Source organism: Labrys sp. KB_33_2, assembly GCF_052114505.1.
Lineage (GTDB): Bacteria > Pseudomonadota > Alphaproteobacteria > Rhizobiales > Labraceae > Labrys.
In genome coordinates, this window is the sequence record NZ_JBFREW010000015.1 from 52608 (window position 1) to 79354 (window position 26747).

The window sequence follows — 26747 nt, forward strand, 5'->3', positions numbered from 1 at the left end:
TTGAGCACCGTACCGAAAAGTGGGCGCCAGTTTTCGGCAAAAATGCTGCGGATGTCGATCCTGGTTTCGGACGCAGCGAGCCGAAACTCTCGCCGCGTCCGTCTGTTTGCCTGCGCATCTAGGCGGCGGCCGCCTTGGCGGATTTCACCACCGCCGGATCGACCCAGCCGCCGAAACCGACGGCGATCCGGTTCCAGCCATTGATGACGTTGATCAGGAGGGTGAGTTTGACCCGCTCCTCCTCGCTGAAATGCGCCTTCAGGGCCTCATAGGCCGTTTCATGCGCATGCCCCTCGGAAAGCCGCGTCAAGGCCTCGGTCCAGCCGAGCGCGGCCCGCTCGCGATCGGTGTAGCAGGGCGCCTCGCGCCAGGCCGGCAGCAAATAGATGCGCTGCTCGGTTTCGCCGTTTTCGCGGGCGAACACCGTGTGCATGTTGAGGCAATTGGCGCAGCCATTGATCTGGGAGGCACGGATCTCCACGAGCTCGCACAGACCCGGATCGACATTGGCGGCGATGACGAACGAAACGCGCTGCCACTCCTTCATCAGGGTGGGGGCAGCGGCAAGGGGGTTGAGCTTGGCGGTCATGGTCGGTCTCCTTGTTGGTACCGAGGTCATGACGATCTGGGATTCGGCTTTGTGACATTCCGGTGGGCTTTTCTGTCACCGACGCCGGTTCCGGCAGCCTTCACACAGTGGCCTCGCCTAACCTTTCCCGCAGGAAGCGGCGGGTGAGTTTCACGCCCGTCGGCGAGATGGTGTGGCCGACGCCCCGCAATATATGGCTTTCCACCGTCATGCCGGCCTCTTGCAGCATGGACCGTGCCCGCCGGGTTTCCTCGGATGGCACAGCGCCGTCGGCGCTGCCATGCACCAGCAGCACCGGCGTGACCCGGGCTGGCGTGAACGGCTCGGGAGCCACGAAGCGGCCGGAGAGCAGCACCATGGCCCCCACGGGCCAGCGGCCGCGGGCCAGGGCGTCGAAAGCCAGGGTTGCGCCCTGCGAGAAGCCGACCAGGGCGACGCGCTCCAGCCGGTTCCCCAGGCCATGGGCGACAACGAGGGCGTCGATCAGTTCATCGAAGGCCGCCCGCGCCGCCATGATGCGCGCCAGCCGATTTTCCGGCGTGACGCCCTCCAGGCTGTACCATTGCCGGCCCGGTCCCTGCTCATAGGCAAAAGGCGCGTCCGGGGCGATCACCGCCGTCTTGGGCAGTGATCGCCGCAGCACGGCCGCCAGCGGGTCGAGATCGTAGCCGAAGGCGGCGACGCCATGCAGAAGGATGACCAGACTGTCCGGCGTCGCCTCCATTGCAGCATTCCACCCGGCAATCTCAGCGGCTTCCGCCCACCCTGCTCCGCAGCGCCATGCCCGTCATCACCGAGGCGAAGCCGTAGAACAGGAGTTCGACGCCGAGAAGAATGCCGAGCAGCGAGGAGGCCGACTGCTGGAAGTCCGAGAAGATCAGAACCGCCAGCAGAATCGAAATCAGGCCGGACAGCAAAAGCCAGGTCCAATTGGCGGAGGAGCGGATGTTGAAGGCGATGATCACTTTGGCAAGCCCGTAGATCAGGAACATCGCCCCCAGCAGGGCCGTGAGGGAGACCACGCCGGCCAGGGGATTGAGTAACAGGGAAGCCCCGAGCAGCAGTGCGAGAATACCCATGAGCGCCGTCATCAGGAAGCCACCCCAGGCCCGGATCACGGTAGCATGCACCAATTGCCCGACGCCCAGCACGATGAAGGCCCAGGCTGCCCACACCACCACCACCAGCGAGGCGAAGCCTGGATGGATCAGTGCCAGGATACCGCCGATCACCGCGATCAGGCCGAGAATGACGAACCAGGGCCAGGACCGCTGCAGAACTTCCATCGTCGTCTCCCCCTTTGCCGTTGAACAATGGACAACATAGCATTGCCGCCGCGGGATTCGAGCTTTCGACGACAATATGGTTTCAGCGGCCCTTCACCCCGCCTCGAGCCTTTGCCGGTTCACCAGCAACCGCCTCCAATATCCTGCCTCCGCCGCACACGTCGCTTTCCGGCAATTCGGCGGCGTGCTTGAGCCGCAGGCGGGCGACGCATTCCCCTATTCAAGTCTCAGGTCCAGAATTCTCGGGAGAACACCATGACGGACGCAGCCGACAACGCCACGCATACCGAAGCTCCGTCCGCCTCGCGCCGCGGGCGCGACGCCCGCCGGGCCGCCCGCGTGCAGCGCGGCGGCGTCTCGGTGCCCTATATCACCCGCAATATCCCCCTCACGGAGGTGCTCTCCGAAGAGGCGATGCAGATCATCGAGCACAATGCCGAGACGCTGCTGGAGGAAGTCGGCATCGAGTTCCGCGAATATCCGCGCGCGCTCGAACTGCTCAAGGCAGCCGGCTGCGACATCAAGGGTGAGCGGGTGCGCTTTCCGCGCGGCCTTGCCCGCAAGCTGATCCAGACGGCGCCCTCGCAATACACCCAGCATGCGCGCAATTCGGAACGCAATGTCGTCATCGGCGGCAACAACACGGTGTTCGCACCCAATTACGGCTCACCCTTCGTGCATGACCTCGACAAGGGCCGGCGCTACGGCACCATCGAGGATTTCCGCAATTTCGTGAAGCTGGCCTATGCCAATCCCTATGTGCACCATTCGGGTGGCACGGTGTGCGAGCCGGTCGACCTGCCGGTGAACAAGCGCCATCTCGAGATGATCTATGCGCATATGCGCCTCAGCGACAAGCCGTTCATGGGCTCGGTCACCGCACCCGAGCGTGCCCAGGACACGGTCGACATGGCCAAGATCCTGTTCGGTGAGGATTTCATCCAGCAGAACACGGTGTGCACCAGCCTGATCAACGCCAATTCGCCGATGGTGTGGGACAACACCATGCTGGGCGCGGCCGACGTCTACGCCCAGAACAACCAGGCCTGCATCATCACGCCCTTCATCCTCTCCGGGGCCATGAGCCCGGTGACGGTGGCTGGCACCCTCACCCAGGTGCTGGCCGAGGTCCTGGCCGGCGTCTCCTTCCTGCAATTGGTGCGCCCCGGCGCGCCGGCCATCTTCGGCACCTTCGTCTCCACGCTCTCGATGCAGTCGGGCGCGCCGACCTTCGGTACCCCGGAAGCCGCCCTCGCCATCTATGGTGCCGGCCAGCTCGCCCGCCGCATGAAGCTGCCCTTCCGCTCCGGCGGCTCGCTCTGCGCCTCCAAGGTCCCGGACGCCCAGGCCGCCTATGAAAGCGCCAATACGCTGCTGCCGGCCATGTTCGGCGGCGTGAACTTCATGCTGCATTCGGCCGGATGGCTGGAAGGCGGACTCTCGGCCTCCTATGAGAAGTTCGTGATGGATTTCGACCAGCTCGGCGCCATGCACGTGCTGGCCAAGGGCGTCGACATGTCCGAGAACGGCCAGGCCATGGATGCCTTCCACCAGGTCGAGCCGGGTGGCCACTTCCTCGGCTGTGCCCACACCCAGGCCAATTTCGAAACCGCCTTCTACCGCTCCACCATCTCCGACAACAATTCGGTGGAACAGTGGGAAGCGGAGGGCAAGCAGGATGCTGCCCAGCGCGCCAACAAGATCTGGAAGAAGACGCTGGCCGACTACGAGGCTCCCGCCATCGACCTCGGCATCGACGAGGCCCTGCGCGACTTCATCGAGCGCAAGAAGGCTGCCGTTCCCGACGCGAATTACTGAGGGTGCCTCTCTCATCCCTCTCCCGGCCGGCAGAGGGATGAGAGATCACCGATCCGACTTCGCCTCCTACCCGCCGCAGCCTCCACCACCGCAACCACCACTGCAGGAGCCGCCGTCACTGCTGCCGCCGGTATCCGCGCTGACCTCGAAAGCTATGGTGGAAGGGCTGGCAAGATAGAGGGAAAACGACGTCAAGCCGAGGCCTGCCAAGCCGGCATCGCCATGAAGGGCAACCCAATCTGTTAAGGCAGGGCTGTCGGCTGCCGGTTTGCCGCGTGTCCGGTGGGCTCGTTCGGCCTCCTTCAGCGCACGCTGGCCGGCCCAAGTCCTCATCGGCTTGCGCTTTGCCGTGTTGACGGCCAGCATCGCCGTCACGACGAGGCAACACAAGAGGAAGCCGATGGGACGCCCGACGGCTATACCGTGCCAAAGTCGGGTCAGGCCGAGCAGAAACAGCGGCCCAATCACCAGATAAGGAAGCTGCCTCGCCCTAGCCAATTCCGCCTGGCCGGGGACGAAGCCGGCAGCGATCAGATCCCGCCGGATCGGTTCGGCCTCGCGCTCGATGGCAACGGACTCGACACGCCATGGGCCGTCGGCCAACCGCTCGCCGATCAGCCGCTCCAACGCCGGCGCTTGCGGCGAAACCGGGCGCAACAATACGGCATCTCCCGACTGAATAGCGACGGTGCCGTCGACATAGAGGCGGGTCATCGCAGTTTCGAAGACCCGTCTGGTACCGCCGGCAAGAAAGGCGAGGTGATAGAGTTCGAGTACCCTGCTGGAGGTTGCCGGAGGAGAAGAGCCTTTCAATGCGTCCTGCAGGGCGCGGCTGAGCAGGATGGCACCTGCCAGGAGCACGACATAAAGCGTCAGGAAGCCCGGCCCCTGCAGGGCACCGGGGCTCGAAGAGTTGTAGATGGCGGCACAGCCCGGCACCGCCAGAAGAAGGGCCAGGAAAGCCAGGGGCTTGACGGCGCGCTTCAGGAGCCCTCGCAGTCGCGGCAGCAAGGCCTGCCGGCCCGACCGTGCCGAATCCATGGGACCCGCCGCATCCGGTTCCGGCCAGATCTCGGCCGGCGGCTCCTCGCCGAAGAAACGGCGGTAATCGGCGAGCGTCTGCCGGTAGAGACGGTCGAAGTGCAGATCCTCCGCGATACCGCCGCGGCCCGGCTCGTGATGGAAATCGCGCTGCAGCACGTCGCGGCAGAACTCCCCCCAATAGCGCCTGGTATCGATCAGATGCAGGTGCCAGGCTTCATCCACCGCCCGCGAGGGACAGGCGCCATGTCCGTTGGAAAGGGCGATGGCAACGAAGCGCTTATATTCGAAAGCGACGCGGCGGGCCTTGTCATGGCTCCAGCCGCACTCGGCCGCCAGCCTTGTCGTGAAGGGGATGGCATCGTCGGGCTTGTCGAGCGCATAAGCCTCGAGCCGTGCCCGCAGCAGGGTGAAAGCCATCTGGTCCCCGGCTTCGGGGGACTTCAAGGTCGTTTTGGTTTCACCGGCATCCGACAAGAAGCACCGCAGCGGTTCTGGGGACTTCACAGTCATTATATCATAGGGCGCGGGCATAGCTATCCCGCTCGCCGAAATGCAATTCAAAATGAAGCAGAATGGACTGATCTTCCGGTCTCAGGCCGGCATTTCCATCCTCCCAACGCAGTGATTCCATGCCGGTCTGAAGACCGGCACACCGCAAGACGCGCTTCGGCTGTTCCTCGACACTCTCATTAAGAATTGCTGCGTCGGAACTTGTTGCCCTGCGGATAGTCCAAGCCTGTTCGCAATCGCCTCCGGTCAGTTGCCAAAGTCACTGCCCAACCTATGGTGGCCCAAGCCTCTTGCGATTTGACGACGTCACCGTGAAGCGCAGGAACGCCGCGAAACAAAGAGCCTGAGCAAAGCATCGCATGGGAGAATCGTCATGATTGGCCGCAGGGCATTCCTGGCGAGTATCGCCGCCAGCCTGGTGACATCCGCCCGTGCCCAGGAAGCGGCTGCGCCGGATGCGAGCGGCACCGTGCTCGGCTCCTTCCAGGTAGAGCCCCTGTCCGGCCTGGCCGATATCCCCGCCCCCACGCTCGAAGCGCTGCAGGACCAGGTCACCGTCCTGAATTTCTGGGCCTCCTGGTGCGAGGCCTGTCGGGAGGAGCACCGCTATCTCGTCGACCTCCAACGCAAGGGCATCCGCATTGCCGGCGTTGCCGTCCAGGATCGAAACGAGGCGGTGCTGCACTATCTGGAGAAGGCAGGAAATCCCTACGGCCTCGTCGGCATCGACAACAAGCGCGAGCTCATCACCATGCTGTCCTTGCGTTCGATCCCTCAGACCTTCCTGATCGGCCGGCGTTGCGAGGTCGTCTGGCAGACGGATGAGGGTCTCGACAACGCGCTGGTGGCCGAGCTCCTCGGCAAGATCGAAGCCATCAATGGTTAGCCTTGCCGTTCTGCGGCCCTGTGGATTGCTTCGTCGCGATCAAGCCTGCGCCTTCCTCACAGAGCAGCCACCTTGCGCCGGATCTCGGTGATCTCGTCGGCATGATCGCCGCTCTCGGAGAGAAGGCCGATCAGCGCTTCATAGGCGTCGGCCTGGTTTTCGACCGTGGCCCCGCGCAGGTGTGCCAGCTTCTCCAAAAGCTCGATCTGGCGGCGGCGCGTGGCAATGGCAGGTTCGGTGCGGCCCAGGCCCTGTTCGGCCCTGGCGATCTTGTCGAAGATGCGGGCACGCCGGTTAAGGAGGCTGTTGTTCTCAGGGTCGTCGGCGAGGCTCCTGTCGCTCGCTTCGAGCGCCTTGCCGAGATGGGTCAGCGCCGCCTGGTATTTGCCGGCCTCCAGATAGGTGTCGCCGATATTGATGCTCGATACTGCCAGGAAATCCTGGTCGAACCTCTTTTCGCCGAGCTTGTCGAGATGGGCGAGATTGGTCGCCTCCGCTCGCTTGTAATGGATCAGCTTCATCATGGTGGAGCGCGCCGCATGGCCCATCGCCACCTGGATCGCCGACATCGCCTCATAGGAGCCACCCTTATCGGGGAAGCGTTCGAGCAGCGTCGCTCCAACCTCAGCCCCTTCCTGGTAGCTGGCCTGCGCGCCCTTGTCGTCACCGACATGGCGCTGCTCGTCGCCGAGGTCGCGCAGAGCCCAGACATAGTCGTCGAGTTCGTCGAAGCCCGACGGTTTCTTGTCCTTCAACTCGCGCCGGATCTCCACGCGCTTGCGGGCCTGGTCGAGTGCTTCCTTTTCCCGGTTGGCCGTATCGAAGGCGTCGGAAAGGTCGCGATAGGCTCGTGCGAGATCGTCCAGGCGGCCGGCCCGCTCGGCGGGATCGCGCACCAACGGCTCGCGCAGGGCGACCTCGCGCTCCAACAGACCGATGCGCGGCGCCTCGATGCCGGCCTCCTCCAGACGCTTGGCCGTTGAATGCAGTGCATCGGCGATCTGCAGGCGCAGGCGTGCCCTCTCCTTCTCATCCAACCCGTCGAGCGCCCGCAAGCGGGCCTCGTCGGCATAACCGATCAACAGGCCCGCATGGGCGTCGGCATCGAAGCTGCGGGCATCCCGCCGGCCGAGGTCGAACAGGTTTCGCGCCGCCGCGAAAAAGCGCCAGCTCCGCTCCCCGTCGAACGGCGCGTCCGCCAGTTCAGCCAGGGATTGACGATAGCGCCGCATTGCCGCCTCGATCTCCCCTTTCGTCTGGTAGCGGGCGGCGATCATGTCGCGCAACTGTGCCCGGCGCTCGGGCTCGGCAAGGACGGCGAGCAGCTTCGTCTCGATGGCTTCGGCCGCGGCCACCTCCTGTTTGTCGATGCGCTCGCCCGCCAGCGTCACGCCAGCCAGGATGAGTTCGTCGCCACTGCCCAGGGCCGGTTCGCCCTGCGTCCTTGAACGCAGCCGCGCCAGTCCCTCGACGAGAGTGACGGCGGCGCGGACCGGCTCGGTCTTGCCCTGCGCCGTCGCCCTGACCCGGTAGCTGGCGACGAGAGCTTGGACCTGAATGGCATCGGGACGGGGCGAACCCCACGCCGGCTCGGCCAGGGCGGCGAGAGCCTCAGCGTCGGCGAGGGCCAAGGCTGTCTTGTCGGTGAGGTTGCGTTCGTCGGCCCGGGTCGTCAATGCGCTCACCAGGGACCTGCGCGCCTTCGGATCGGCGGGCGCGACCCCGGTCCAGCGGCGGCAGATCTCGACGAGGCGGTCATACCGGCCCTTGTCATAGTAATTGTCGCGCAGTGCCTCGACCAGGAGCGGGAAGCGAGCCGGATCACGCGGAGCCCGTTCGAGTCGGGCGGAAAAGGCTTCAATCGCCGCCCGTAACATGGCGGCCTGGGCCTTGCCGACATCACGATCGTAGTCCTCGATCGCCTCGTCGAGATCGAAGACCGCCCGGCGGGCGATCAGGCCGGCCAGCAGGTCGGCGTCATCCACCGTCAGTCCGGCCTGTCCACCACGCGTGCCACCGCTGCGCAGGCTATGGATGTCGGCGAGTGCCGCCTCGACGAGTGCCGTGATCCTGGCGTCGGCCTCCTCCCCCTCGGCATCGATGGTGGGAATGCTGAGCAGGCGAGCTAGGGCCGCGACCATCGGATCGCCCGCCTTCCCGGCCTTGGCGAGAAGGTCGGCCAGGGAGGAGGCGATGGCCGTCTGCTTGCGGTCATCGCCGCCCAGCACGATCAGTTCGAGCCTGGCAAGGTCATCCGCGGGATTGGCCTCGAGAACCTTGCCCAGGCGCTCGATTCGAGCCTGCCGATCCTTTTCGTCCATGTCCTGGAGGATGGTGAGCGCCGTCTGATAGGGCAGGCCCAGCGCGGTCTTGCTCGTCGCCGCACAGGCGGCCGGGCTCCCTGGACAGGGTGCACCGACGACCGGTGACGCCACGAAGGTCAAGCCCAGAACCAACCAGACGCCAACTCGCCACCCGGACCGCATGCCACCCCTCCGCAACCGCAAGACGTTACGTCATCCTGGCTATGAAAGGAAACAGGAGCGTGACCCTGGTTCAGGGGGCAGCAAGCCGTATCTCCAAGCTGTGTTTTCTCGGTGTCGAATCGCACGGAAACGGCGATGTGGCAGTGGCATTGTCATTCCATCAGAGCAAGCGCAGCCCGCGCAAGAACAGAGATGGGAACGAGACGATGTTGAAGAAGATCCTGACCGGAACCCTGGTTGCCGCCACGCTGGCCGGTACTGCCATTGCCACCACCGGCACTGCCGAAGCCCGTTATGGCCGTGGCGGCGCCTTCGCCGCCGGCGCTGGCATCGGCCTGCTGGGCGGCCTGCTCGCCGGCTCCGCCTACAACAACAGCTATTATGGTGGCGGCTATTACGACGAATATCGCCCCGTCTACTATCGCCAGTATCGCCGCTGCACCATCCAGAAACGTTGGGTCGAGGACTACTATGGCGGCCACTGGGCTCGCGTGAGAGTCTGCTACTGAGTTGCGTTGCGTTCGAGTTGCGTCAAGTCGCGTTGCGTCATGTTGAGTTGCGTCATGTTGAGTTGAGTTTTGGGGCCCCGCCACAGCGGGGCCTTTTGCTTGTCCGCCTCGGCATTCCCGGCCGGCGCGGCACGCTGCCCTCGCCGCCAGGCGACGGGGCTGACGCCGGTAAGGCGCAGGAATTCGCGGTTGAAATTGGACTTGCTGAGAAAGCCGGCCTCCATCATCACCTGGATGATGGAGGTCTCGGTGGAAGCGAGCAGGCGGCAGGCCTCCTCGATCCGGTATTTGTTGACGTAATGCGACACGCTCATGCCGTGAATGCGGTTGACGGCCGAGGAGACCCTGCGTGCCGACAGGTTCAGGCGCCGGGCAAGCCGCCCGAGATTGAGATCGACATCCTTGTAGAGCTGACGTCCCGCCATCAGCGCGTCGAGCGCCTGGGCCACCGCCTTGTCCTCGTCGCTGCCCGGACGGACAAGCGGCTCAATCACCTGCGGCTCGGCCTCTTCGGCCGGCGCCGCCGATCCCGCCGAGGCAGCGGCCACTCCCAGCACCAGCAGCACCACGACATTGCCGCCGGACACCATGGCCTCGGAAATGGCGCCTCCCATCCAACGCATGTCGAGGCTGATGACGATATCCATCAGCCCGGAGAGCAGGCAGGCCACGGCGGTGATCTGCAGCGCGCGATAGGACCGGAGCACGCCGTCCAGCCGGGGCGCTATCAGCACGTCGGGGCCGGCCAGCGCCAGCCGGGACAAGGCGAGGCCATAGCCGAGAAAGGCCAGGATTACCACGAGGTCGATCGACATCGATGAGATCGTAAAGAGCAGTCCGACCAGGCCAGCGGGCATGAGATGGGGCCAGACCTTGGCCCAGCGCAGTATCGGACCTTCGCCGGTGAGACCGCGGAAGGCAAGCCAGGCCAAGGCAGGCGTCAGCGCGGCCAGCATGGCCTGCAGCGGGATGAAGATCCTGATCCCATAGCCCCAGCGCAGGCCGAGCAGCACGGAGAGCACGGTGAAGCCGAGCAGGAGCAGGAAGAAGGCATTGTCGCGCCAGGGACGATCGTCCTGCCGCGCCATCTGCACCAGCAGGATGGCAAAGAGCAGCGCGCTGACGAAGGGCAGGGGCACGAAGATCATGAGGTGCTTCCGGAATGGGAGGAATCTACACCATTTCTGTCCTCGATCACGTTCGGATTCGTCCCCGATCGCAATCGAGGTCGCCGGATGAGGCGATTTCCGGCTCCGTCTTCCTGTCGCGCCACACGGGAGACAGCCATGAAAGCACTATTAGTCGCCGCCGCCCTGTTCATTACTGCCGGCTGGATGGCCCCAGGCGGAGCGCGCACCAGCCTCGGTGAAGTGGATGCCGGCTCGGTGAGGTCGGTGGTCGTCACCGGCCCGGCGGGCCTGATCCAGCTGACCGCCAGCCGCAACGGCCCTTATCGCGCCGAGTTGCGCAGCCGACCGGATAGCTGGTTCGCCTTCTGGCGATCGAGCTGGAGTGCGGGTGGCTGCGAGAACGCCGGCTCGATCCGCCTGGTTGGCACCGAGCTGCGGGTCGACACCGGCAATCGCGCCTGGTTCGGCGCCTCCGATTGCCGTCTCGACCTTGACGCCACCCTGCCCGAGGGTGTCGCCGTCTCCATCGAGCAGAATGCCACCTCCAGCCGGCTGTCGGGCAACTTCGCCTCGCTCGACGTCGACAGCAGGGCCGGCGACATCGCGCTGGACGGCCATGCGCGCACTGTTTCGATCGAGGGCAATGCCATCCGAGCCCGCCTCTCCTATGCCCGCGTCGACCAGGACGAAAGCATAACCCTCGGCGGCAACGCCATCGATGCGGAGCTGCGCTTTGCCGGCGCGGCGGCGGTGAATTATGCGGTAAGCGGCCATAGCTCGCTGGTCGACAGCACCCTGCCGAACAGACCGGGCGTAAAGCCGGCCATCGCCATCAAGGGTGATTTCCTGCGGGTGCGCATCGCCGGAGGGTGAGTGCCGACAGGACGGGTTTTCGCCCTCTTCGGCGTCCCCGAGATGTAAGGGCGAAGCCCTCTACTTCCTTACGCCATAGGCGGCCATGAACACCCTCACGGCTGACTGTGCCACCTCACGGATGCGATCCTTGGTCGGCGGCGTGTTGTTGGCCATGAAAAACATCGGCTTCAGCAAGGGGCCGTGCGACATTTCCAGGAACTGGGCGGCGGCAAGCTCGGTATCCTCGATGGCGAGTTGGCCAGCGGCCACGCGCAGATCGAGATATTTAGCCAATTGCTTGCGCGAGTGGCCAGGCCCCGCATTGTAGAAATGGGCTCCGATATCGGGCATGCGTTCGGTGATGCCCATCACGGCGCGCATCGCCGAGATGATGCGCGGCTGGCAGATGAAGGCGGTGATCGCGGCGGAAAGCTCCAGCAGCGTGCCTTCGACGTCGGGGGAGTTGTAATCGAACTCGAAGATGCGCTCGACATGGGAGGAACGCTCCTCGTCGACGATCGCCGCGAACAGGCGCTCCTTGTTCTCGAAATAGACGTAGAGAGTGCCCTTGGAGACGCCAGCCTCCTTGGCGATGTCGTTCATGCTGGCGCCTTCGAAACCATGGGCCAGAAAGACGCGACGGGCGCCATCGACGATCTGGCGGCATTTGGCGTTGTCGGCGGCCGGTGGGTCGGTAGCCGGCTCTTTCGCGGGCACCGGGCTTTCGGCGAGCATGGCTGGAAGTCCCCAAAAATGACTGAACCGTTCGGTTCGATTTTTATTGCGTATCGCAGCGCAACATGATAGTCAACGAAAACTGACTGAACCGTTCGGTTCGATCCTAACAGTCCCAGCCAGACGGTATTGATCTTGTCGACCGGAGCGAAACGCGTTTCCCTGGAAGCGAATTTTACTCTAAGCCTTTGTTTTAATGCATATTTGCGATCCTTGGCATAACCACCCAAATCGTAGAATGCTCCGGGGCAAGATCAACACGGTCTGGTTTTGCAGACAACTTATCCGAGTTGTCCAGGGGCGCCTCACCTTCCGGTTGGGAGATTATGATGGACGCAGCTCGCGACCACAATGCCGTGCCGGGTGGCCAGGGAGCCACCGGCTCTGCCGATGTTACCGACAACGTCGTGACCCTGGAGCGCCAGCGCACCGACGCGCCGGAAGCGCCCGAGACCAAGAAGACCGAGCCCCAGAAGACCGAGGCTCCTGCGGCTCCGGCGCAGACCAAGCCTGCCGCCGCTGCCGGCAAGAAGAAATCCAAGGCCCGCACCGTCCTGCCGATCCTGCTGGTCGTCGCCCTCGCGGCGGGCGGCTGGTACGGCTATGACTGGTGGACCAATGGCCGCTTCATGGTCGAGACCGACGACGCCTATGTGCAGGCCGACGTCTCGACCCTGGGCGTCAAGGTCTCGGGCTATGTCGACAGCGTGCCGGTGCAGAATGGCGACAGCGTCAAGGCCGGCGACGTCATCGTCAAGCTCGACGACACCGACTATCGCACCGCGCTCGAATCCGCCAAGGCCAAGCGCGTCACCCAGAACGCCACCATCGCCCGCATCGACCAGCAGGTCGTGGCCCAGCAGGCGGCGATCGAAACCGCCAATGCCGGGGTCGCCTCGGCCAAGGCCGGCATCGAATCGGCGCAGGCCGGCATCGACTCGGCCAAGGCCGAGATCGTGCGCGCCAATGCCGCCTTCGAACGGGCCGACACGCTGGCCGCCCAGAATTTCGGCTCCAAGGCCACACTCGACCAGGCCACTGCCGACCGTGACAAGGCCAATGCCGGTCTTGCCAGTGCTAATGCCACGCTCACCAATGCGCAGGCGAGCCTCAACAGCGCCCAGGCCAACGTGATCGCGGCCAAGGCCAATTTCGCCGTGACGCAGGCTCAGAAGGCCGAGGCCGAGCAGGGTGCCAAGGAGCTCGACGTCGCCATCGTCAAGGCGCAGAACGATCTCGACGCCACCGTGGTTCGCGCCCCCACCGACGGCGTGGTCGGCAACCGCGCCGCCCAGCCGGGCCAATATGTCTCCCCCGGCTCGCGCCTGATCGCGCTGGTGCCACTCAAGAGCATCTACATCGCGGCCAACTTCAAGGAAACGCAGCTCGGCCCGCTGATATCAGGCCAGAAGGTGGAAGTCTCGGTCGACTCGATGGACGGCAATACCTTCGAAGGCGTCGTCGGCAAGTTCTCGCCGGCCTCCGGCTCGATCTTCAGCCTGCTGCCGCCCGAGAACGCCACCGGCAACTTCACCAAGATCACGCAGCGCGTGCCTGTTCGCATCGAGGTGCCCGCCGACCTCGCCCTCAGCGGCAAGCTGCGCCCCGGGCTGTCGGTGGTGGTGACGGTCGACAGCCGCACCGGCCCGAAGGGGTAGTGCCACGAGAAAGCCTTCTCCACGCAGTGGGGAAGGTGGCCCGGCGAGGCCGGGTCGGATGGGGTGTGGTCCGCTCGCACGCCCTATCCGGATAAGATCAACGAACGACCCGCACCCCATCCGGCATTTCTTCGAAATGCCACCTTCCCCATTGTGTGGAGAAGGCTTTCGCGCGCTTCGTCCGGCAAGGATGCGGCGAAAAGGACCAGGAGGCCGCCATGGCCACCGCAACCGCCACTGCCATTCCGGCACCCGCCGACGACAAGATCGACAAGCGCAAGCTGATCGCCTTCCTGGCGATGGTGTTCGGCATGTTCATGGCGATCCTTGACATCCAGGTCGTCTCCGCCTCCCTGCCCCAGATCCAGGCCGGCCTCGGCGCTTCCGGCGACGAGATCCCCTGGGTGCAGACGGCCTACCTGGTCGCCGAAGTGGTGATGATCCCGCTCTCGGGCTTCCTCTCCCGCGCCTTCTCGACGCGCTGGACCTTCGCGGTGTCCTGCGCAGGCTTCACCGTCATGAGCTTCATGTGCGGTACCGCGACCAACATCAACGAGATGATCATCTACCGCGCGCTGCAGGGCTTCATCGGCGGCGGCATGATCCCGACCGTGTTCGCGGCCGCCTTCACCATCTTCCCGCGCTCCAAGCAGGCCATCGTCTCGCCGATGATCGGCCTGGTGGCGACGCTCGCCCCCACCATCGGCCCGACGGTCGGCGGCATCCTCACCGATGCGATCTCCTGGCACTGGCTGTTCTTCATCAATGTGGTGCCGGGGGTGATCGTCACGCTGATGACCTTCTCCATGGTCGATTTCGACGAGCCGGACCTGTCGCTGCTCAGCAATTTCGACTGGACGGGCCTGATCTCGATGGCGGTGTTCCTCGGCGGCCTCGAATATGCGCTGGAAGAAGGGCCGGGACATGACTGGTTCGCCGAGACGCCCGTCCTGGTGATGTCGGTGCTCGCAGCCATCGGTGCCCTGGTGTTCTTCGCCCGCGTGCTGCTGGCAAGGCAACCCATCGTCGATCTCTACGCCTTCAAGGACGGGAACTTCGCCACCGGTTCGCTGCTTTCCTTCGTGCTGGGCGTCGGCCTCTACGGCCTTACCTATCTCTTCCCCGTCTATCTTTCCGCCGTGCGCGGCTATGATTCGCGCATGATCGGCGAGACCATGTTCGTCACCGGCCTGTGCATGTTCTTCACCGCGCCGATCGCGGGCAACCTCACCCGCTTCGTCGATCCGCGCCTGATGATCGCTGGCGGCTTTATCGGCTTTGCCGCCGGCACCTGGATCATGACCGGCATCACGCATGACTGGGATTTCTACGAGATCCTGCTGCCGCAGGTCCTGCGCGGCGTCTCCTTGATGATCTGCATGGTGCCGATCTCCAACATCGCCTTAGGCACCCTGCCCCCCGCCCGCATCAAGAACGCCTCCGGCCTGTTCAACCTAATGCGCAATCTCGGCGGCGCGGTGGGGCTTGCCATCATCAACACCTCGCTCAACAAGCGCCAGGACCTGCATCTGTCGCGCCTGGGCGAGGCGGTGAACTGGAGTCGCGACAACGTCCTGCAGGCCTATGACAACATGAAGGCGGGCTTTGCCGCCTTCGGCGCGGCCGCCGACCAGATGACCGTCGCCAGGCTGGTCAGCCTGATGCGGCGCGAGGCGTTGGTGATGGCGTTTTCGGATGTGTTCCTGCTGCTGACGCTGCTGTTCGGCCTGCTCAGCCTCTCCGTCTTCATGCTGAAGAAGCCGCAGATGGCGGGCGGCGGCGGTGGGGGCGGGCATTGAGGAATTGGGAGGCTGGTCCGAAGACCGGCCCCCCAACAGCCTTGCAACGAACCCCGATCCGGCCTAACCACGTCAACCTGATCTTTCCAAACTGACAGGGTGAACCATGCCCGACGAAAACCGGGGAATGGACGACGGCAACGTCATTGCCGTCATGCGCAAAGTGGGACAGGCGGCTCGATCGGCCGCGCGGATCCTGGCGCTCGCCCCGGCCCCAGCCAAGAATGCCGCGCTCGAGGCGATGGCCAGGGCGATCCTCGCCAATGAGGCCGCCATCCTGGCCGCCAATGCGTTGGATGTCGCCGATGCGCTCGCGCGCGGCCAGATCGCTTCCTATGTCGATCGCCTCACCCTCGACGAGAAGCGCATCGCCGGCATTGCCGCGGCCATCCGTGAAGTCGCTGCCCAGCCCGATCCCGTCGGCCATGTCTTGGCGAGTTGGACGCGGCCGAACGGCCTGGAATTCGAGCGTGTCTCGACGCCACTCGGCGTCGTCGGCGTGATCTTCGAGAGCCGTCCCAATGTGCTGGCCGATGCCGGCGCACTCTGCCTGAAGGCAGGCAATGCCTCGATCCTGCGCGGCGGCTCGGAGAGCTTCCGCACCTGTGCCGAGATTGCCAAGGCATTGAGAGCCGGCCTGCTGGCTGCCGGATTGCCCGAAGCCGCCATCCAGATGGTCCCCACGGCCGACCGCTCCGCCGTCGGCGCCATGCTGGCCGGGCTTGACGGCAATCTCGACGTGCTGGTGCCGCGCGGCGGCAAGAGCCTGGTTTCGCGCGTGCAGGCGGAAGCCCGCGTGCCGGTGTTCGCCCACCTGGAAGGCGTCAACCACACCTATGTTCATGCCGGCGCTTCGCTCGACATGGCCATCCAGGTCGTGCTCAACGCCAAGATGCGCCGCACCGGCGTGTGCGGTGCCACCGAGACCCTGCTGGTCGACCAGGCCGTAGCCCCCGTCTTCCTCAAGCCACTGGTCAAGGCCCTGCTGGAGGCCGGCTGCGAGGTCCGCGGCGATTCGCGCACCCTCTCGGTCGATCCCCATGTGAAGCCGGCCGACGACACCGACTGGGCCACCGAATATCTCGACGCCATTATCTCGGTGAAGGTCGTTTCGGGCCTTGATGCGGCGCTCGCCCATATCGAGCGCTACGGCTCGCACCACACCGATGCCATCGTCACCGACGACGAGACCGCCGCCCAGCGCTTCCTCACCGAGGTCGATTCGGCCATCGTGCTGCACAACGCCTCAACCCAGTTCGCCGATGGCGGCGAATTCGGTTTCGGCGGCGAGATCGGTATCGCCACCGGCCGCATGCATGCCCGCGGCCCTGTCGGCGCCGAGCAGCTCTGCTCGTTCAAATACCGTGTGCGCGGCCATGGCACTGTGAGGCCTTAGCCCGGGATCCCGGGATCCCGGTATGCCTGCATTCCCGCGAATGCCCCATTCCCGGGAAAGCGCCCTTTCCCTTGAGAACTGGCATTGGCGCCCCGCCATTGCTACATAGGGCGGGAGAGGTTTCCATGGCACACAGCCACTCCCACGATCGCGACCATCGCGGACATAGCCATGATGGCCATGACCATGACGGCTCTACGCCCGTCTTCGCCGAGCCTGGCCATGATCACAGCCACTGCAGCTCGACCGTGCTCGCGCGGGCGGAAAGCCTCTCGGCCGAGCGCGGCGTCCGGCTGACCCAGATCCGCCGCCAGGTGCTGGAGGCGCTCGCCGCCACCCACCAGCCGATCGGGGCCTATGAGCTGATCGAGAAGCTGGAGGATGCCGAGGGCAAGCGCCCTGCCCCGATCACGGTCTACCGCGCGCTCGACTTTCTGCTCGAACAGGGCTTTGCCCATCGCATCGAAAGCCGCAACGCCTTCATCGCCTGCGCCCATGACCACAAGGACGGCAGCGTGGTGATGTTCCTGATCTGCGAGAGCTGCGGCACAGTTGGCGAGGCCGAGTCGGAGGCCGTCGGCAAGGCGCTCACCGCAGCCGCCGGCGCCATCGGCTTTCAGCCGCGCGGCCAGGTCATCGAACTCGCCGGCATCTGTCGCCACTGCCGAGCGAAGGCACAGGGTTAGCCCTCTTTGGGACCGCGAACGTCCGGCCCGCTCTTGGGAGCACTGGGCTCTAGGCAGAGGAAGAGCGGACGGGACGTCCGCGCACCCGGAAAGTTTCCGGAAACGGGCCGCTTGACTCTCCACTTGGTGGAGCCCGTAGAACCGCGCCATGAGCGACAGAACCTACACCATCGGCGAACTTTCCAAGCTGAGCGGCATCGCCGTCAGGCGCATCCGCTTCTATTCCGACAAGGGCCTCCTGCCGCCCACGGCACGGGCTGAAAGCGGCTACCGCGTCTATTCGGAGGCGGACGGGGCCAGGCTCGATCTCATCCTCGCTCTGCGCGATGCCGGCGTGAAGCTCGGCGACATCGCGCGCCTGCTCGCCCGCCGCCTCGGCCTTGCCGACGTCCTGGCCCTGCGCCTGGAAGCCATCGAGGCCGAGCTGTCGGCCAAGCGCCGCATCGCTGCCGCCTTGCGCGCCACGCTGAAACTCGCCGATCCCACCCCGCAAGATTTGAGGAGACTGTGGACCGTGACCGCCCTTTCCCAGAACCAGTTCCGCACCGCAATCGAGAATTTCTACGATGAGGTCGGCGCCGGCGCCAGGATGGACCCGGCCTGGCGTGCCAGGATGATCGAGGCCTCCACCCCGGACCTGCCCGACGATCCCAGCCCCGAACAGATCGACGCCTGGACGGAACTTACCGGCATCCTCAGCGACAAGGCCTATATCAGCGAGATGCAGGCCAGCATGCGGCAATTGTGGAATGACGGCTTCGACCCTGCCGCCTATCGCCAGGTCTCGGACCAGACTTTCGCCGAGGTGCGCGAGGCCATGGCCAAGGGAGTCGCGCCGAATTCGGACACCGGCCGGGCCATTGCCGAGACATGGCTGCAGAACTCGGCCCGAGCGATGAAGAAAGAGCCGGACCAGGCTTTTCTCGACTGGCAGCTCGAACAATATCGCAAGCACCATGCCCGTTCGCGGCGCTATCTGGAACTGATGGCGATCCTGCGCGGCGATCCTCCCAGCCAATTGGCGGCCAGCGAATGGGGCTGGATCGTCGAGGCCCTGTCGAGCCGGCTGTGAACCGAATGCGCCGTCATCCCGCGCGGATGGCCGCGATCAGCGCGCGCAACCCGGACGAGACGTGGCGGTGCCCGGGATAATAGAGGCAGAGGCCCGGAAAGGCCGGGCACCATTCGTCGAGAACACGTTCGAGACGCCCATCCGCCAGGGCTCCCATTACCAGATGATCGGGCACGAAGGCGATGCCGATGCCCTGGATCGCCGCCTCGACCATCAAGGGCTGGTCGGTCAACGTGAGGGGACCGGTGACGTTGATCGTCTCCGTCATGCCGTGACGCTCGAATTCCCAGCGATAGATAGCACCGCTTTCAAACCGGAAGCGGATGCAGGCGTGGCGATGCAAATCCTGCGGCACGGCCGGGCGGCCGTGGGCCGCGAAATAGTCCGGCGACGCCACCGCGGCGAAGCGTGCGGTCTCGGTGAGACGAACCGCGATCATGTCCTGCGGCACCGCCTCGGCAAGCCTGATACCGGCATCGAAGCCATCGGCGACGACGTCGCTCAACCGGCCGTCGCTGACGATGTCGAGATGGACCTGCGGATAGTCCCTGGCGAAGCGCGCCAGCACCGGCAGCAGCACGAGGCGGATCGCACCCTCGCTGGAATTGATCCGCACCGTCCCGCTGGGGATCTCGCGATAATCGTCGACCACCTGCAGCGCCTCGGCGATCGAGGATACCGCCGGCCTGAGCGTGGCGGCCAGCCGCACGCCCGCATCGGTAAGGGAGACGCTGCGGGTCGTACGGTTGAACAGGCGGACGTCGAGGCGCTGTTCCAGGCTCTTGATGGAATGGCTGACGGCCGAGGGGGTCACATCGAGTTCGATCGCTGCCGCCCGGAAGCTGCGATGGGCAGCAACCGAGAGGAACACGGTGAGCGCGAGGAGATCGCCGCTCTTCAATTGATGAATATTTCTCATCTCTACATCAAGAATTGGCGAGATTGTTGCAGCAGTCAAGCTTCCATAGGGTAGGCCCCGATCTCGGTCATCGAGAACGGAGGAAAGACCATGTCAAAGAAAATCCTGATCACCGGCGCCAGTTCCGGTTTCGGTCGCGGCGCTGCGATCGAGCTCGCCCGCCAGGGGTACCAAGTCGTCGCGACCGCCGAAACCTGGCCCCAAGTACGCGGCTTGCGCGCCGACGCCGAGGCCGCCGGCGTCAAGCTCGAAGTCATCAAGCTCAACCTTCTCGACGACATCGATATCGCGCATGCAGCCAGCTACGACCCCGACATCCTCGTCCTCAATGCTGGCGTGATGGAAAGCGGCTCCGTCGTCGACATCCCGATGGAACGCGTGCGAGAATCGTTCGAGATCAACGTTTTCGGCCATCTCAAGCTGGCTCAGGGCATCGTCCCGAAGATGGTGGCGCGCAAATCCGGCAAGGTGGTGTGGACCTCCTCGATGGGCGGCATCCTCGTCATTCCCTTCGTCGGCGTCTACTGCGCAACCAAGCACGCCATCGAAGCCATCGCCGGCTCGATGAGGGCCGAGCTGGCGCCCTACGGCATCAAGGTCGCGACCGTGAACCCCGGCGTGTTCGGCACTGGTTTCAACGACACCGGCGCAGAGAGCCACACCCAGTGGTATCGCGCCGATAGCGCGGTCGTGCCCATGCCCGACTTTGCCGACGCCCTCGCAGACCAGAACGATCCCCAGGAGATGATCGACGCGATGGTCGATATCATTCCGGCCGAGGACCATCTCTATCGCACCATGCGCCCGCTCGACACCATCAAGGCGGCCAAGCAGTGGCAGGAAACCGAGTGGAGTCAGAATGCCTGATATCACGCTCAACCACGCGCAGTCTGTTGTGTCTCAAGGTCGCGCGGCCGCAGAGAAGGCCGGCATGAAGGCGGTCTTCGCGGTGCTCGACAAGGGCACGAACCTGGTGGCGTTCTCCCGCATGGATGGCGCCTGGCTGGCATCGAACGAACTCGCCATTGCCAAGGCCCGCACCTCGGTCATGTTTCAGGCGCCCACCGAAGCCCTGAATGCGCCGCTGCAGATCGGCCAGCCAGTCCCGCATTTCGACCACATCCACCATGGTGGCCTGCTCCTCATGGGCGGTGGGATACCCCTGTTCGACTCTGAGGGGGCCTTGATCGGTGGGCTGGGAGTGTCGGGTGGCAGCCCCGAACAGGACGCCGCTCTCGCCCGATCGGCGGTCGAGCAACAGAGCTGACCCCAGAACATCGGGCATGTTTGCTGAATCAGGCCCTGCGTTCTATTCCCGAGCCAGATCGCTGCTGCGCTCGACCAGGTCCTTGATGTCCTGGCCGAGTTGCTCGAAACCGAAGCGCAGGGCGTAGAGGCGGCCGACCTCCTCGCTCTTGAGCTCCCGCAGCACGCCGGCCGCCCGCAACTTGTCCATGGCGGCGACATAAGCGGTAAGGCTGGTGTCGAAGCCCACGGCATCCGGCCCGAGATAGCCGCGCCGCAGGGCTTCGGCGATTCCGCGCAGCAGGCCGACGGTCGCGTCCCTCATCGCCTCCAGGGGCTCGGTCAGGGTCGGCGCTACCCGTTCCGGCAGAGCGCGCACGCAGACCCGGGCGATGATGACGAGATCATGCCGGACGCGGTAGAGCGTGCGCGCCATGGGTTCGGGATCGATGGCGGCGCTGAGATGGGCGCTGCGCTCGCGCACCGTCTCCTCCACGGCCGCATCGATCTGGCGCAGGCCGGCGCGGATGCGCTTGTTGATGCCGGCGAGCTCGGGCCGGCCCTTGCCGTCGATGAGGCTGCCCGTCAGAGCGAGCAGAAGTTCGGCATTGAGATCGGCCACGCGCGCGGCCGCGGCGGCGAGCGCCCCCTGCGCCCGAGCGGGCAGCACGAAGAGGGCGACGCCGACACCGACGATAATGCCGAGCGCGATCTCCGCGACGCGCTCGGCCGCATAGGCATAGGGCGGCAGCAGCGTACCGCCCGCCGGAATCAGCACGATCAGCGCCGTGATGGGCGCCACCCGGAAGCTCGGCCTGAGGGCGGAGGCCACCGCCATCGGCGCCACGGCCATCAGCACCGCCAGGCCGAGTGCGACATTGCCCTCATGATGCGGCATCACCACCGATACCGCCGCGCCCCATAGAGCCCCGAGCAGCGTGCCGGCCATCCGGTCCATCGCCGCCTTGACCGAGCCGCCCAGGCTGGCTTGCATGACGATGATGGAGGTGATCACCGCCCAGCTCGACTGGGAAAGATCGACCAGCTTGACCGCCACGAAAGTCAGGCCCGCCGCCACCGTGACGCGCACGGCCAGGGCCAGTTCCATACGCTTGGCCGCGAACCATTTGAACAGGCGTGCCGTGGCACCAGCGCCGATCATCATCAACCCATCACATCATTTGCAAGATGCGATGGTAGAAAGGTTCGGGCGGAGCGCAACCTCTGCGTTTTCCAATCCACGGTGTGCCGAACCTTGACGCGCCTGCCGGTGAGGTCCATGTCATCCCCAAACGAAACCAGCGGTGCCCGATGATCCCGTCCTATGCGCGCTTTGGCCTGATGTCCCGTCGCCTTACCGTTCCCGTCGATGTCGGCGGCGTCACGGTCGGTGGCGGCGCACCCATCGTCGTGCAGTCGATGACCAATACCGACACGGCCGATATCGATGGCACCGTGCGGCAGGTCGCCGCCCTGGCTCGCGCCGGATCTGAACTGGTACGCATCACGGTGGATCGCGACGAGGCCGCCGCGGCTGTACCGCGCATCAAGGAGAGGCTGATGCGCATCGGCGTGACCACGCCGATCATCGGAGATTTCCACTATATCGGCCACAAGCTCCTGGCCGACCATCCCGCTTGTGCCGAGGCGCTCGACAAATACCGCATCAACCCCGGCAATGTCGGCTTCAAGGACAAGCGCGACCGCCAGTTCGGTGCCATCATCGAGACGGCGATGCGCCATGACAAGCCGGTGCGCATTGGCGCGAACTGGGGCTCGCTCGACCAGGAACTGCTCACTCATCTGATGGACGAGAACGCCAGGAGCGAGGCGCCCGTCGATGCCCGCACCGTAACCTGGGAGGCACTGGTGCAGTCAGCCCTGCTCTCGTCCGATCGCGCGGTGGAAATGGGCCTGCCCAAGTCCCGCATCATCATCTCGGCCAAGGTCTCGGCGGTGCAGGATCTCATCGCCGTCTACAACGAGATGGCAAGCCGTTCCGACTATGCCCTGCATCTCGGCCTCACCGAGGCCGGCATGGGTTCGAAAGGCATCGTCGCCTCGGCCGCCGCCCTCTCGCCGCTGCTGCAGGCCGGCATCGGCGACACCATCCGCGTCTCGCTCACGCCGGAGCCCGGCGGCGACCGCACCCAGGAGGTCAAGGTCTCCCAGGAGATCCTGCAAGTGATGGGCATTCGCACCTTCGTGCCGCTGGTCGCCGCCTGCCCCGGCTGCGGTCGCACCACCTCGACGGTGTTCCAGGAGCTCGCCCAAAGCATCCAGGGCTTCATCGTCGATTCCATGCCCGACTGGAAGACGCGCTATCCCGGCGTCGAGACGCTGAAGGTCGCGGTGATGGGCTGCATCGTCAACGGCCCCGGTGAGAGCAAGCATGCCGATATCGGCATCTCCCTGCCCGGCACCGGCGAGACACCGACGGCGCCGGTATTCATCGACGGCCAGAAGGCCGCGACTCTGCGCGGCCCCGGCATCGCCGACGAATTCAAGCAGTTGGTGATCGACTATATCGAGAACCGCTACGGGGTTAGGCCCGCAGCGGAATAATCCCTGGGAACGCGGATGTCCTCCCCCGCCCCCTTGGAAACGTCACGACTGCAGGAAAAGAAAAACGGGCGGGACGTCCGCGCTCCCAGGCTTAGCGATAGCGGTCCATCAGGTCGTAGGCGCTGGCGGCGGCCTCGGTCGGCCTGCCCCTCACTGGCTGGCCATCGAGCACGCCGATGTCGCGCAGCAGGTGATCCGAAAAGCCGAACAGGCCGACGAGGCGGCGCCGGACGGATGTCCGAGGAAGCCTGGCGCCCTGCCTGTTTTCCCGCGCGTTGCAATAAGATAGATCTATGTGGTGGAACTGAACGGCCGTCATGGCCAAATCTCCTGAGCGACAATTAACAATATCTGACAGGGATATTCCCATTTCCCGCGAGATGTGGCTAATTGAAGCTCGATTTGGAGCCATAAAACAGGCTTATAGCAAATGACGCTTCCGCTCCCTCCCCTCACCGCCATCCGGGTGTTCGAGGCCGTGGCCCGGCACCAGAGTTTCACGCGCGCGGCAAGCGAACTCGCCATGACCCAGGCCGCTGTCTCCTATCAGATCAAGCTGCTCGAGGAGCGCTTCGGCAGCCCGCTTTTCCTGCGCCGTCCGCGCCAGGTCGAACTGACCGAGGCCGGGCAACGCCTGGCGCCGGCCGTGAGCGAGGCCTTTTCCCTGCTCGCCCAGGCCTATGCCTCGGCGCGCGGCGATGCCGAGGGTGTGCTCACGGTCACGGCCTCGGTCACCTTCGCCACGACCTGGCTGGCCCGCCATGTCGGCGCCTTCCAGATCCGCCATCCGGCGCTCGCAGTGCGGATCGACGCCAATAATCAGCCGGTCGACTTCGCGCGCAACGATATCGATCTCGCGATCCGCCACGGCGACGGCGACTGGCCGGGCCTATGCAGCCACCGCCTGCTTCCAGGCGAATATTCCCCCATGCTCAGCCCGAAGCTCGCCGCCACTATCGGCGGTGTGAAGCAGCCGGCCGACCTCCTGCGCCTGCCCTTGCTCGATCCTGGCGACACCTGGTGGGACGACTGGTTCGACAGGGTCAGGGTTGCCCGCCGGCCCAAGAACTCGGCGCACGGCCAGGCGCAAACGGCACCGGCGATCACACGCGGGCAGGACCGCTTCGGCAGCAACCATCGCGGCCCGGTGGAAATCCCCTGCATCGGTTCGCAGGCCTTCGTCGGAACCGCGGCGCTGGACGGCCAGGGTGTCGCCATCCTCTCTCGCGCGCTATGGGCGAAGGACCTTGCGGAAGGGCGGCTGATCCAGCCCTTTGACGAAACGGCCGGCGAACAATCCTTCTATCTGGTCTATCCCGAAGCGCGCCGCAACCTGCCGAAGATCCGCGTCTTTCGCGACTGGATCCTGGACGAGGTCGGCAGGACCACCCATGTCGCCGGCCAGACCGAGGAGGCGATAGCCTCCTAGCGCGATCGGTGGTTCACGGTACCCGGTCAGCCGGCGAAAATCGTGGCCGGTCAGCCAGCCCGCCTGCCTCTTACCTGTAACGATCGATCAGATCGCGGGCACTCGCGGCAGGCTCGCAGGGCCTGGCCTTTTCGCGGATGTCGACGGCCCCGATATCGCCCAGCAAATGGCAGGAGAGGCCAATCAAACCGCGCCTCCGCAGCCATGATCGCTGCCCCGGCCGCGATGCGGCCTGCTCCTGATCGCCAGTCTCGAAATAAGCTTGCCCTATGCGTACAACCTGCGCCATTGTCATGGCTAAATCTCCAATCCGGCCTTGATTTCGCCGTTTCACCCATGGTTCTTCCATGGAATCGCAGCGATGACGAATTGAAGCTCAAGCAAGGCCCATAAAGAGAGCTGATGCATCGTGAGCACCGCTTTGCCGCCGCTGACCGCCATCCGGGTCTTCGAGGCCGTGGCGCGGCATTTGAGCTTCACCCGCGCGGCGGGCGAGCTCGGCATGACCCAGGCTGCCGTTTCCTATCAGATCAAGCTCCTGGAGGAGCGCTTCGGCGGCCCGCTCTTTCTGCGCAAGCCACGCCAGATCGAGCTCAGCGTGGCCGGCCAGCGCCTGGCCCCGGCGATCACGGACGCCTTCGCCCTGATCGGCGAGGCCTATGCGGCGGCGCGCGGCGGCATCGAGGGCGTACTGACCGTCTGCGCCAAGGTGAGTTTTGCCACCAGTTGGCTTGCCCGCCATATCGGCGCCTTCCAGCTCGCCCATCCCGCCTTGGCGGTTCGTATCGAGGCGACCGACCGAGCCATCGATTTCACCCGCGAGGAAACCGACCTCGCCATCTTTTTCGGCGCCGGGGACTGGCCCGGACTGCAGGCACACCGCCTGCTTGCCGGTGACTACACGCCCATGCTCAGCCGCAGCCTCGTCGCTCGTCTTGGCCCGCATTACACGCCGGCCGATCTTCTGCGCCTGCCCCTTCTCGATCCCGGCGATCACTGGTGGCGCGAATGGTTCGAAGCGGCCGGCGTCAGCTATGAGATGCCCAAGCTCGTCTACAATCTCAGCAGCCAGGCGGTGATCAACGCGGCGGCCAAGGCGGGACAGGGGGTCGCCATCCTGTCCACCGCCCTCTATGACGACGATCTCGCCGAAGGGCGCCTGATCCAGCCTTTCGAGCTGGTGCTGGAGAGCGAACGCTCCTTCTACCTGGTCTATCCCGAAGCCCGCCGCAACCAACCCAAGATCCGCGCCTTCCGCGACTGGATCCTGGCGGAGCTGGCGGGTGGGCAACCTATTTCGGCCTGAGCCCGCGGCGGCGCACCGGCTCGGCCGCCGGCTGCACCAGTTCGGGCGGCGTCGGGCTTACAGGCCCCTGATAGCCGAGGGTAGCAAGGTGCTCACCCATATGGTCGGGTGGCGCCGCCTCGGCGCTGACGGCGGGTTTCTTGGGCAGGATCGGCACACTCACGCCACGGGCATGCAGATGCAGCACCGGGCCGCCCTCGCGCGGCGCGCTGCCATAGATCGGATCGCCGACGATCGGAAAACCGGAGGCGGCGCAATGCAGGCGCAGTTGATGGGTGCGCCCGGTGCGCGGCTTGAGTTCCAGCCAGGTAAGCCCCTCGGCCCGGCCTAGCACGCGAAAATCGGTCTGGGCCGGCAGTCCATCCTCGGCCGGCTTCATCCACCAGCCGCGTTCGGGCGAACGCCGGGCGATCGGCATGTCGATCAGGCCACTTTCTTCGGCGGGGCCGCCCTCGACCACGGCCCAATAGGTCTTCTCGATGCCGCCCTTGGCGAAGAGCTCGTTGAGGGTGCGCAGAGGCCGGGCATGCCGCCCGAGCACCAGGCAGCCGGACGTATCCTTGTCGAGCCGGTGCGCGAGTTCCGGATTGCGGGGCAGGCCGAAGCGCAACTGCTCCAGCATGGCGGTGAGATTGGGCCCGCCTTTCGGGCCGGCATGCACGGGCAGGCCGGCAGGCTTGTCGAGGATCAGGATCAGGGCGTCGCGGTGAACAAGCCGCGTGGTCAAATCGAGCGATATCATCGCTTAGCGCTATCGTGATCGGGCATTGTCGGCTAGAGGTTCCTTCAACATGAGACCATTTTTCGGTGGCAGGTTCGCCATC

The 26747-nt window shown here is 65.2% G+C and carries 25 protein-coding genes; 14 read left to right on the forward strand and 11 right to left on the reverse strand.

Translation table 11 applies throughout. From position 1 onward, the window contains the following. Nucleotides 1-118: 118 nt before the first annotated feature. The 3 genes from AB4037_RS24835 to AB4037_RS24845 all read right to left on the reverse strand — a co-directional run bounded on the left by AB4037_RS24835 (nucleotide 119) and on the right by AB4037_RS24845 (nucleotide 1875). Nucleotides 119-589: a carboxymuconolactone decarboxylase family protein gene (locus AB4037_RS24835; protein WP_441773314.1), complete on the reverse strand. Its 471-nt coding sequence runs from the start codon at nucleotides 587-589 to the stop codon at nucleotides 119-121. Between the two features lie 100 nt (nucleotides 590-689). Beyond that, a complete protein-coding gene (locus tag AB4037_RS24840) occupies nucleotides 690-1313 on the reverse strand; it encodes an alpha/beta hydrolase (RefSeq protein WP_441773315.1) in 624 nt (207 codons plus the stop codon). 22 nt (nucleotides 1314-1335) lie between these two features. Continuing rightward, nucleotides 1336-1875 (reverse strand): HdeD family acid-resistance protein, encoded by a 540-nt coding sequence (locus AB4037_RS24845; RefSeq protein WP_434959520.1) that lies wholly within the window; start codon nucleotides 1873-1875, stop codon nucleotides 1336-1338. A gap of 255 nt (nucleotides 1876-2130) precedes the next feature. Here AB4037_RS24845 and AB4037_RS24850 point away from each other — a divergent pair, with 255 nt between their 5' ends. Continuing rightward, a complete protein-coding gene (locus tag AB4037_RS24850; protein WP_441773316.1) occupies nucleotides 2131-3693 on the forward strand; it encodes a trimethylamine methyltransferase family protein in 1563 nt (520 codons plus the stop codon). A gap of 66 nt (nucleotides 3694-3759) precedes the next feature. Here the strand turns inward: AB4037_RS24850 and AB4037_RS24855 are convergent, their stop codons facing one another. After that, the gene (locus AB4037_RS24855; RefSeq protein WP_441773317.1) at nucleotides 3760-5154 is read right to left on the reverse strand and encodes a TIGR04222 domain-containing membrane protein; all 1395 of its coding nucleotides are present in this window, start codon (nucleotides 5152-5154) and stop codon (nucleotides 3760-3762) included. Nucleotides 5155-5620: 466 nt separating this feature from the next. Here AB4037_RS24855 and AB4037_RS24860 point away from each other — a divergent pair, with 466 nt between their 5' ends. After that, on the forward strand, nucleotides 5621-6133 hold the full coding sequence (locus AB4037_RS24860; protein WP_441773318.1) for a TlpA family protein disulfide reductase: 513 nt from the start codon (nucleotides 5621-5623) through the stop codon (nucleotides 6131-6133). 56 nt (nucleotides 6134-6189) lie between these two features. On the opposite strand, the gene AB4037_RS24865 is transcribed toward AB4037_RS24860, so the two are convergent. Beyond that, nucleotides 6190-8619: a hypothetical protein gene (locus AB4037_RS24865; protein ID WP_441773319.1), complete on the reverse strand. Its 2430-nt coding sequence runs from the start codon at nucleotides 8617-8619 to the stop codon at nucleotides 6190-6192. A gap of 206 nt (nucleotides 8620-8825) precedes the next feature. On the opposite strand from AB4037_RS24865, the gene AB4037_RS24870 reads away from it, so the two are divergent. Next, nucleotides 8826-9128 carry a hypothetical protein gene (locus tag AB4037_RS24870; protein WP_149252314.1) on the forward strand — a complete coding sequence of 101 codons (303 nt, stop codon included), beginning with the start codon at nucleotides 8826-8828 and terminating at the stop codon, nucleotides 9126-9128. On the opposite strand, the gene AB4037_RS24875 is transcribed toward AB4037_RS24870, so the two are convergent. Continuing rightward, the gene (locus AB4037_RS24875) at nucleotides 9122-10276 is read right to left on the reverse strand and encodes a helix-turn-helix domain-containing protein (RefSeq protein WP_441773320.1); all 1155 of its coding nucleotides are present in this window, start codon (nucleotides 10274-10276) and stop codon (nucleotides 9122-9124) included. The genes AB4037_RS24870 and AB4037_RS24875 overlap by 7 nt on opposite strands. Before the next feature lie 138 nt (nucleotides 10277-10414). Between AB4037_RS24875 and AB4037_RS24880 the strand changes: the two genes are divergently transcribed. Continuing rightward, nucleotides 10415-11131 carry a hypothetical protein gene (locus AB4037_RS24880; RefSeq protein WP_441773321.1) on the forward strand — a complete coding sequence of 239 codons (717 nt, stop codon included), beginning with the start codon at nucleotides 10415-10417 and terminating at the stop codon, nucleotides 11129-11131. Nucleotides 11132-11191: 60 nt separating this feature from the next. Here AB4037_RS24880 and AB4037_RS24885 read toward each other — a convergent pair whose 3' ends face one another. Continuing rightward, nucleotides 11192-11848, reverse strand: coding sequence for a TetR/AcrR family transcriptional regulator (locus AB4037_RS24885; RefSeq protein WP_434959512.1), 657 nt, complete (start codon nucleotides 11846-11848; stop codon nucleotides 11192-11194). Nucleotides 11849-12174: 326 nt separating this feature from the next. Here AB4037_RS24885 and AB4037_RS24890 point away from each other — a divergent pair, with 326 nt between their 5' ends. From AB4037_RS24890 to AB4037_RS24910, 5 genes are all read left to right on the forward strand, one after another. After that, nucleotides 12175-13506, forward strand: a complete 1332-nt coding sequence (locus AB4037_RS24890) for an HlyD family secretion protein (protein ID WP_441773322.1) — start codon at nucleotides 12175-12177, stop codon at nucleotides 13504-13506. Between the two features lie 218 nt (nucleotides 13507-13724). Next, a complete protein-coding gene (locus AB4037_RS24895) occupies nucleotides 13725-15305 on the forward strand; it encodes a DHA2 family efflux MFS transporter permease subunit (protein ID WP_434959510.1) in 1581 nt (526 codons plus the stop codon). Nucleotides 15306-15411: 106 nt separating this feature from the next. Beyond that, on the forward strand, nucleotides 15412-16701 hold the full coding sequence (locus tag AB4037_RS24900; protein WP_441773323.1) for a glutamate-5-semialdehyde dehydrogenase: 1290 nt from the start codon (nucleotides 15412-15414) through the stop codon (nucleotides 16699-16701). A gap of 125 nt (nucleotides 16702-16826) precedes the next feature. Continuing rightward, nucleotides 16827-17387 carry a transcriptional repressor gene (locus AB4037_RS24905; protein ID WP_434959508.1) on the forward strand — a complete coding sequence of 187 codons (561 nt, stop codon included), beginning with the start codon at nucleotides 16827-16829 and terminating at the stop codon, nucleotides 17385-17387. 148 nt (nucleotides 17388-17535) lie between these two features. Continuing rightward, complete coding sequence (locus AB4037_RS24910; RefSeq protein ID WP_441773324.1) at nucleotides 17536-18459, forward strand: MerR family transcriptional regulator; 924 nt, start codon at nucleotides 17536-17538, stop codon at nucleotides 18457-18459. Between the two features lie 13 nt (nucleotides 18460-18472). On the opposite strand, the gene AB4037_RS24915 is transcribed toward AB4037_RS24910, so the two are convergent. Beyond that, nucleotides 18473-19378: a LysR substrate-binding domain-containing protein gene (locus tag AB4037_RS24915; protein WP_441773325.1), complete on the reverse strand. Its 906-nt coding sequence runs from the start codon at nucleotides 19376-19378 to the stop codon at nucleotides 18473-18475. Nucleotides 19379-19468: 90 nt separating this feature from the next. Between AB4037_RS24915 and AB4037_RS24920 the strand changes: the two genes are divergently transcribed. After that, complete coding sequence (locus AB4037_RS24920) at nucleotides 19469-20245, forward strand: SDR family oxidoreductase (protein ID WP_441773326.1); 777 nt, start codon at nucleotides 19469-19471, stop codon at nucleotides 20243-20245. Continuing rightward, nucleotides 20238-20645: a GlcG/HbpS family heme-binding protein gene (locus AB4037_RS24925; RefSeq protein WP_441773327.1), complete on the forward strand. Its 408-nt coding sequence runs from the start codon at nucleotides 20238-20240 to the stop codon at nucleotides 20643-20645. Before AB4037_RS24920 ends, AB4037_RS24925 begins: the two co-directional genes overlap by 8 nt. A gap of 42 nt (nucleotides 20646-20687) precedes the next feature. Here AB4037_RS24925 and AB4037_RS24930 read toward each other — a convergent pair whose 3' ends face one another. After that, the gene (locus AB4037_RS24930; RefSeq protein WP_441773328.1) at nucleotides 20688-21788 is read right to left on the reverse strand and encodes an FUSC family protein; all 1101 of its coding nucleotides are present in this window, start codon (nucleotides 21786-21788) and stop codon (nucleotides 20688-20690) included. 146 nt (nucleotides 21789-21934) lie between these two features. Between AB4037_RS24930 and ispG the strand changes: the two genes are divergently transcribed. Continuing rightward, entirely contained in the window at nucleotides 21935-23188 is a 1254-nt protein-coding gene (gene ispG / locus AB4037_RS24935; RefSeq protein ID WP_441773329.1) for a flavodoxin-dependent (E)-4-hydroxy-3-methylbut-2-enyl-diphosphate synthase, read from the forward strand. 91 nt (nucleotides 23189-23279) lie between these two features. Here the strand turns inward: ispG and AB4037_RS24940 are convergent, their stop codons facing one another. After that, on the reverse strand, nucleotides 23280-23507 hold the full coding sequence (locus AB4037_RS24940; RefSeq protein WP_441773330.1) for a hypothetical protein: 228 nt from the start codon (nucleotides 23505-23507) through the stop codon (nucleotides 23280-23282). 111 nt (nucleotides 23508-23618) lie between these two features. Here AB4037_RS24940 and AB4037_RS24945 point away from each other — a divergent pair, with 111 nt between their 5' ends. Further along, nucleotides 23619-24617 carry a LysR substrate-binding domain-containing protein gene (locus AB4037_RS24945; RefSeq protein WP_441773331.1) on the forward strand — a complete coding sequence of 333 codons (999 nt, stop codon included), beginning with the start codon at nucleotides 23619-23621 and terminating at the stop codon, nucleotides 24615-24617. Between the two features lie 409 nt (nucleotides 24618-25026). Then, entirely contained in the window at nucleotides 25027-25923 is an 897-nt protein-coding gene (locus tag AB4037_RS24950; protein ID WP_441773332.1) for a LysR substrate-binding domain-containing protein, read from the forward strand. Here AB4037_RS24950 and AB4037_RS24955 read toward each other — a convergent pair. Next, nucleotides 25910-26665, reverse strand: coding sequence for an RluA family pseudouridine synthase (locus tag AB4037_RS24955; protein WP_434959498.1), 756 nt, complete (start codon nucleotides 26663-26665; stop codon nucleotides 25910-25912). The genes AB4037_RS24950 and AB4037_RS24955 overlap by 14 nt on opposite strands. Nucleotides 26666-26747: the final 82 nt, after the last annotated feature.